Annotated in this window: 4 protein-coding genes and 13 tRNA genes; 1 reads left to right on the forward strand and 16 read right to left on the reverse strand. The window is 41.6% G+C overall.

Translation table 11 applies throughout. The features are described 5' to 3' along the window. Positions 1-109: 109 nt before the first annotated feature. Both FFM67_RS02325 and FFM67_RS02330 read right to left on the reverse strand, forming a co-directional pair. Entirely contained in the window at positions 110-1,915 is a 1,806-nt protein-coding gene (locus tag FFM67_RS02325) for an ABC transporter ATP-binding protein (protein ID WP_137613058.1), read from the reverse strand. Beyond that, positions 1,896-3,638 carry an ABC transporter ATP-binding protein gene (locus tag FFM67_RS02330; RefSeq protein ID WP_137613059.1) on the reverse strand — a complete coding sequence of 581 codons (1,743 nt, stop codon included), beginning with the start codon at positions 3,636-3,638 and terminating at the stop codon, positions 1,896-1,898. The genes FFM67_RS02325 and FFM67_RS02330 overlap by 20 nt, the downstream gene beginning before the upstream one ends. 76 nt (positions 3,639-3,714) lie before the next feature. Here FFM67_RS02330 and FFM67_RS02335 point away from each other — a divergent pair, with 76 nt between their 5' ends. Continuing rightward, entirely contained in the window at positions 3,715-4,554 is an 840-nt protein-coding gene (locus FFM67_RS02335) for a MerR family DNA-binding transcriptional regulator (protein WP_137613060.1), read from the forward strand. Between the two features lie 190 nt (positions 4,555-4,744). Here the strand turns inward: FFM67_RS02335 and FFM67_RS02340 are convergent, their stop codons facing one another. From FFM67_RS02340 to FFM67_RS02405, 14 genes are all read right to left on the reverse strand, one after another. Beyond that, positions 4,745-5,119, reverse strand: coding sequence for a hypothetical protein (locus FFM67_RS02340; RefSeq protein WP_137613061.1), 375 nt, complete (start codon positions 5,117-5,119; stop codon positions 4,745-4,747). A gap of 117 nt (positions 5,120-5,236) precedes the next feature. Further along, positions 5,237-5,309, reverse strand: a tRNA-His gene (locus FFM67_RS02345). Positions 5,310-5,367: 58 nt separating this feature from the next. Further along, a tRNA-Leu gene (locus FFM67_RS02350) sits at positions 5,368-5,451 on the reverse strand. Between the two features lie 27 nt (positions 5,452-5,478). Continuing rightward, a tRNA-Cys gene (locus tag FFM67_RS02355) sits at positions 5,479-5,549 on the reverse strand. 65 nt (positions 5,550-5,614) lie between these two features. Then, positions 5,615-5,686 (reverse strand) — tRNA-Gln (locus tag FFM67_RS02360). 11 nt (positions 5,687-5,697) lie between these two features. Beyond that, a tRNA-His gene (locus FFM67_RS02365) sits at positions 5,698-5,770 on the reverse strand. Positions 5,771-5,785: 15 nt separating this feature from the next. Continuing rightward, positions 5,786-5,856 (reverse strand) — tRNA-Trp (locus FFM67_RS02370). 8 nt (positions 5,857-5,864) lie between these two features. Then, positions 5,865-5,945: transfer RNA gene (locus FFM67_RS02375), tRNA-Tyr, on the reverse strand. A gap of 1 nt (position 5,946) precedes the next feature. Next, a tRNA-Phe gene (locus tag FFM67_RS02380) sits at positions 5,947-6,022 on the reverse strand. 30 nt (positions 6,023-6,052) lie between these two features. Further along, positions 6,053-6,128, reverse strand: a tRNA-Asp gene (locus FFM67_RS02385). A gap of 3 nt (positions 6,129-6,131) precedes the next feature. Beyond that, a tRNA-Val gene (locus tag FFM67_RS02390) sits at positions 6,132-6,204 on the reverse strand. A 15-nt stretch (positions 6,205-6,219) separates the two neighbouring features. Beyond that, positions 6,220-6,291: transfer RNA gene (locus tag FFM67_RS02395), tRNA-Glu, on the reverse strand. 16 nt (positions 6,292-6,307) lie between these two features. Then, a tRNA-Ser gene (locus FFM67_RS02400) sits at positions 6,308-6,396 on the reverse strand. A 47-nt stretch (positions 6,397-6,443) separates the two neighbouring features. Beyond that, a tRNA-Asn gene (locus FFM67_RS02405) sits at positions 6,444-6,517 on the reverse strand.

A 6,517-nucleotide genomic window follows, 5' to 3' on the forward strand; every position in this document is an offset into this window, starting at 1 on the left:
AAAAAAGAACCTGTGACAAAATTCTTGTCACAGGTCCTTTTTACGAATAAACGGTGTTCCAATAGTAGCCTCTCTTCGGAAATAAACCAAACAGTTCTGTCACAGGCTATTAACTAGCAAACTGGCTATTATAAAGATTCGCGTAAAAGTCGCCTCTCTTCATTAAACTCCGGTGACTTCCTTGTTCAATGATCGCTCCATCTTTCATAACCAGAATCAAGTCTGCATTCTTAATGGTAGACAGCCGGTGGGCGATTACAAAACTTGTCCGTTCCGAAGTTAATTGATCCATTGCTTGTTGGATCATCCCTTCCGTCCGTGTGTCGACGCTTGATGTCGCTTCATCTAAGATTAACAATTGCGGATCAGCTAAAATCGCCCGAGCAATTGTTAATAGCTGCTGCTGACCTTGCGAGATCTGAGTACCATCTGACGAAATGACTGTGTCATACCCATTTGGCAAGGTTCGAATGAAATGATGACACTGAGCGTCTTTGGCTGCTTGGATGATCTCTTGTCGTGTCGCATCAGGTCGGCTATAAGCAATATTTTCTGCCACCGTTCCTTCAAACAACCAAGTATCTTGCAAAACCATCCCAAATTTCTGACGAATCGCTGCTCGTGAAAAATGCGTAATATTCTTACCATCCACTTCGATTTGACCATTAGTTAATTCATAAAAACGCATCAGTAAATTGATCATCGTCGTTTTTCCAGCACCGGTGGGACCAACGATTGCTACCATTTGTTTAGGCTTCACTTTGAAATTGACCTCTTCCATCAATAACCGCTCAGGTGTATAACCAAAGGCAACTTGCTTAAAATGAACTTCGCCACGTAATTTTTCTGGAACCGAAAGATTCAAGCCATCTGCTACTTCTTCTTCTTGATCCAATATTTCAAAGATGCGTTCTAAAGCTGCAAAGGCACTTTGCAGACTATTGATCACGTATGAAACCTGAGTGATCGGTTCAGAGACTTGATTCACATATTGGAGATAGGCTTGTACTAGACCAATCGATAATTGACCGTTAATCACCATGATTCCTCCCACAACCGCGCTAGTCACAAAACCTAGTTGGTTGATTAAGCGAATCAAAGGATTGATAGCGAAACTGACAAACTGCGCTTTTTTGAACGCTTGAAACTGAGCTTCATTTAATTCATCCAATTCTGCCATTGTTTGCTGTTGACGATTGTAGGCTTTGATCAAAAGATTCCCAGAATAGTTTTCCTCAGCTTTGGTTCCAACAGCCCCTAAAGCCGCTTGATTCTGAGAAAAATAAGCTTGATTCTTGTGCGCGAGATAATTCGTCAACGTAAGGCTAATAATCAAAATAGCGATGATTGAAAGTGTTAATAAGGGACTCAAATAGAACATCAATCCTAACCCAATCACAATTGATAAAACGGCTGAAATCAGTTGCATCAACCCTACTTGTAATACTTCGGACACTTTATCTAAATCCAGTGTGGCTCGTGTTAAAACATCGCCCGTCTTGTATTGATCAAAAAATTTCATTGGTAAACGATTCAATTTATCCGTCAATAATTTTCTCAAACGCAAGGTCAACGTTTCAGCGACACTAGCCATGGTGTATTCTTGCAAAAGTGAGAATACTGCCACCCCACCCCAAGTTAGAAATAGAAGGAGAACGGGGCGAAAAAGTGAAGCAAATAAATTTTCTAAATTCACTTGGTTGTTACGAACTAGTGCAATGATCGCATCTAGCCCCCAACCTAAAATTAACGGCGTGATGGCCATCAAAGTCGCAAAACACACAGCCGATGTGATAATCACCAAAAAACGACCTTTTTGTTCAAATAATAACTTCAACAAACGAACGCCCGTTTTTTTGAATTCTTTTGGCGTTTCCGTTGCTTGTTGTTTTTCCTCAACTTGCTTGATGCTCATGCTTCTTCCCCTCCATTCCTTGAGACTTCGCAAACTCCTGATACACTTGACAAGTCTTCAGTAATTCCTCATGTGTTCCTTTACCTGCGATCCTGCCCTCATCTAAAACAATAATCTGATCCGCATCCTTAATAGTAGAGAGCCGTTGAGCAACGATCACGATTGCGGCCTCCGTTAGTTCTTGTTCTAAGGCTTTCCGTAATTTTGCATCTGTTTGATAATCTAAAGCCGAAAAACTGTCATCAAAAAAGTACAGATCAGCTGGTTTGATTAATGCACGAGCAATACTTAGTCGTTGCTTCTGACCGCCCGAAAAATTATTTCCTTTTTGTGCCACGAAAGCATCATATTGTCCATCTAAATGATTGATAAAGTCTTCGGCTTGAGCGATTCTAGCAGCTTGTTTCATTTCTTCTTTTGTCGCTTGCCGATTGCCAAAAAGAAAATTATCCTTGACCGTTCCACTAAATAGAAAGGCTTTTTGTGGAACATAGCTGATCCTTGCTCTCAGCGCCTCTTGCGTAACGTCTTGGATTGAGTCACCTAAGAAGCGAATTTCACCTTTTGTAGTATCCTTCAAACGCAACAATGCTTTGGCAATCGTACTTTTACCCGAACCTGTTCCACCGACGATCGCCGTCACCCCTTTCGGAATTTCAAAAGTAATATCTGATAATACAGCCTCTTCAGCACCACTATAGGCAAAATCAACATGATCAAAGACAGCGATTGGTGAATCTGCTTTTGGTTCAAAAGAGACCTTCTGACCATCAACAATTTCTTCCTCCTTAGCTAGCACTTCACCAACCCGTTCTAGTGAAGCCAACGCTTTGGGGATCATCACGATCACCATTGCAGCCATCGTCAAAAACCATAAACTTAAAATAGTATACTCGCTAATGGCTGTTAAACTACCAATTGGCACGTTTCCTTGAAGCACTAACACGCCACCAAAAGCTAACACAGCTGTCATTCCAATTCCCATTACTAAATTGACAGTTGGGTTTAAGACAGCAAATAATTTATTTACCCGAATCATGACATCCGCATAGCTAGAAAACGTTTGATCCGTCCGTTCTTTTTCAAAGTTCGTTTTATTAAACGCACGGATCACCCGTACGCCAGTGTAAAATTCTCTCAAGATCTGCATCATTTTATCCATCCGTTGTTGCATCACGTCAGCCAAAGGAATCGCTTTTTTGATTACTAAGAACGAGACCACTGAAAATAAGACGATCGATGCGATCGGGATCCAAATAAAGCGCCAGGATATGACTCCAGTCAAAATAATGGAAGCAAGACAAATCAGTGGTGCGGGAATAATCATTTGAAAGACCATCATCATAATTTGCTGAATATTCGTAATATCACTCGTTGTCCGAGCTAGCAAAGTCGGCGTGCCAAACTCATCCATATCGGCAATCGATAATTGCTGGGTCTTGTTCACTAATCGTTTCCGCAAAAAATAGCCAAAACGTCCGGCTAGAATGGCAGAAAAATAGCTAGCGATAATTGAAACAACTCCCGTTAAAATAGCAATCCCAAGCATGAATGCCCCGTTTCGCCAAATTGCTCCTTGGTCCTGCGTTAAAATACCTTCATCAATAATTTCAGCGACATAGAATGGAATCATCAACGTCCCAACAGCCTGTACAATCATTAAGATGAAGGTGATGAAGAACATCTTCTGGTATTCTTTGAAAAAGATTTTGAATAATTTCATCTTTTTTCCCTCCTTCTCTTATGATAGGATAAACTGTAACGTAACGTCACAGTCAAGCAGAAAGAGAGAACTTTTTATGAAAAAATATTTAACCATTAGTGAGATGGCAAAATACGCTGGAATCAGTCGTCGTACCTTGATTTACTACGATCAAATAGACTTATTTAAACCTGCAAAAATTGGCGATAATGGTTATCGCTATTATGGAATCGATCAATATTTCGAGTTGGATGTCATTCTTTTATTGAAAAATCTCGATGTTGCCTTAGAAGATATCCATATATTTCTGAAGAATCGAAATGTGGATTATGTACTTTCTGGTTTTATACGACAAAAACAGAAAGTAGACGAGCAGATTGCTACGTTGAACACCATTCGTCATTCCCTTGACAGCTACATTGAACGATACTCGACCCTAAAGGACTTTGATTTAGAGTCCATCACCTATTCGTATCGCGAAGCAGAATCTTTTGTCATCTCAGAAACAATCGAGCATTTTGATGATATCGACTCTGTACAAATTTATGGACGCTTTTACTCATCTGTCGAAAGCAATGATTTATTCAGTGGTTATCCAATCGGCTTTTTAGTTGATGGCACCGCATTTTATGAAGAAAATTTCCATGCCGCACCTTACCGAGCCTTAGTGAAAATTCCCGCGGACCGCTTACAGATTTATGATGAACAGCGGGTTGTCCAACGACCTGCCGGCTATTATGTCTCAGGGTTTATGAAAGACGAAATTCATCACATTAATACGTTCAATAACCGGTTTAGAAATTATCTAAAGGAAAATGACTTAGAGTTAAATGGCGATATTTGGGAACTACTGTGGCAAGATGAAGCAACTTCTGAACAGCCCGAAGACCAAGTGTTTGAAGTATTAATTCCCGTGAAACACAAAAAGAGAGACTAAACATTTATTTAGCCTCTCTTTCTAAATGAATATGAGTACTCGAACCCATACCTCTCATTTTTTTCAATTTCAATGGGGGACTGCTTTTAGGCAACCATTCATCCTCTAAGAAACATTACAGAGTAGCTTTTTTAAAATAGTTAGGATGAAACTAATCCAGCGCTTTTCTCTCTGACATCCTCCCTAAACCTCATTTTTCTTCTAAGCTCTCTATGTCCATGTGAACAGGATGTTCTCTTAAACTAATTTTAGATTGATACGTCCCTTCTGTTTCGAAAATAATTATTTCACTTAACCCTACATTAAATACTCCGCGGGGGATGAAAAGTGACAATGTAGGCCCCTTCTCCCAAAATCGTCCTACATTGAAACCATTAACAAAGACTACGCCTTTCCCAAAACCGGATGTATCAAGGTACGTATCCTTTAAGACATCGACTTCAAAGTTATAGTGATAAAATGCTGGCTGATTCTCTGACCACTCTTTATTAAAATCTACCTGGTGAATATTTTTTAAAGGTAGTGGGTACTGTTCCCAATCATTAATAAAATGCAAATCTGACATAACACCTGCTCGTACGCTGTTCATGTACCTCATCTGAATGATGGGTTCAGATAACTTATCCTAAACCTATATTTATATTCAAAAAAAGACTCAACATTTCTGTTGAGTCTTAGTTAGGGCGAACGATGGGAATCGAACCCACGAGTGCCGGAGCCACAATCCGGTGCGTTAACCACTTCGCCACGATCGCCATGTTACTATTTAATTTCAAACAAAAAACTAAGATGAAATAACATCTTAGCTCTTTATACCGGCGGCCGGGGTCGAACCGGCACGCCCGTGAGGGCACTGGATTTTGAGTCCAGCGCGTCTGCCAATTCCGCCACGCCGGCATGTCAATAATAATAATTTTAGTACTAAGGCGGTAACCGGATTTGAACCGGTGATGAAGGTTTTGCAGACCTCTGCCTTACCACTTGGCTATACCGCCATTATACTATTGTTTTAATCTCAGAACAAGTTTTACAAGAAGTTTTCTTGATATTTTCTGAGAAACTGGGGTAGCTGGATTCGAACCAACGCATGAGGGAGTCAAAGTCCCTTGCCTTACCGCTTGGCTATACCCCAATAATAAAAAGGGCGAACGATGGGAATCGAACCCACGAGTGCCGGAGCCACAATCCGGTGCGTTAACCACTTCGCCACGATCGCCATATCAATAAAAAACAGGGGCAGCAGGAATTGAACCCACACTAACGGTTTTGGAGACCGCTGTTCTACCTTTAAACTATGCCCCTGAAACAAATGGAGGAGAGTGGATTCGAACCACTGAACCCTAAGGAACGGATTTACAGTCCGTCGCGTTTAGCCACTTCGCTACTCCTCCATGGTGGCGCGGGACAGAATCGAACTGCCGACACACGGAGCTTCAATCCGTTGCTCTACCAACTGAGCTACCGCGCCATATATAATAGTTTAAAGTTTTTAATCAAATGGCGGTCCCGACGGGATTTGAACCCGCGATCTCCTGCGTGACAGGCAGGCATGTTAACCCCTACACCACGGAACCGAATGGGGGTTAACGGGTTCGAACCGCTGACCCTCTGCTTGTAAGGCAGATGCTCTCCCAGCTGAGCTAAACCCCCATATATTTAATTAAATGACCCGTACGGGACTCGAACCCGTGTTACCGCCGTGAAAGGGCGGTGTCTTAACCGCTTGACCAACGGGCCAGTAAAAACATTGTAACGGAGAGTAAGGGATTCGAACCCTTGAGACAGGAATACCCGCCTACATGATTTCCAATCATGCTCCTTCGGCCACTCGGACAACTCTCCAAGATAGGAGCACAAAGGCCCAATACTCTTTTTTCTCTTTCGAGAAACTCCGGCAGTAGGACTCGAACCTACGACATCATGATTAACAGTCATGCGCTACTACCAACTGAGCTATGCCGGA

It is taken from the genome of Enterococcus viikkiensis (genome assembly GCF_005405345.1).
In the GTDB taxonomy this organism is placed as follows: Bacteria; Bacillota; Bacilli; order Lactobacillales; family Enterococcaceae; genus Enterococcus_A; species Enterococcus_A viikkiensis.

What these genes read in the sequence shown, in the direction of transcription:
- FFM67_RS02325 (WP_137613058.1), bottom strand. Translation starts at nt 1,915, where the DNA reads ATGAGCATCAAGCAAGTTGAGGAAAAACAACAAGCAACGGAAACGCCA.
- FFM67_RS02335 (WP_137613060.1), top strand. Translation starts at nt 3,715, where the DNA reads ATGAAAAAATATTTAACCATTAGTGAGATGGCAAAATACGCTGGAATC.
- FFM67_RS02340 (WP_137613061.1), bottom strand. Translation starts at nt 5,119, where the DNA reads ATGTCAGATTTGCATTTTATTAATGATTGGGAACAGTACCCACTACCT.
- FFM67_RS02330 (WP_137613059.1), bottom strand. Translation starts at nt 3,638, where the DNA reads ATGAAATTATTCAAAATCTTTTTCAAAGAATACCAGAAGATGTTCTTC.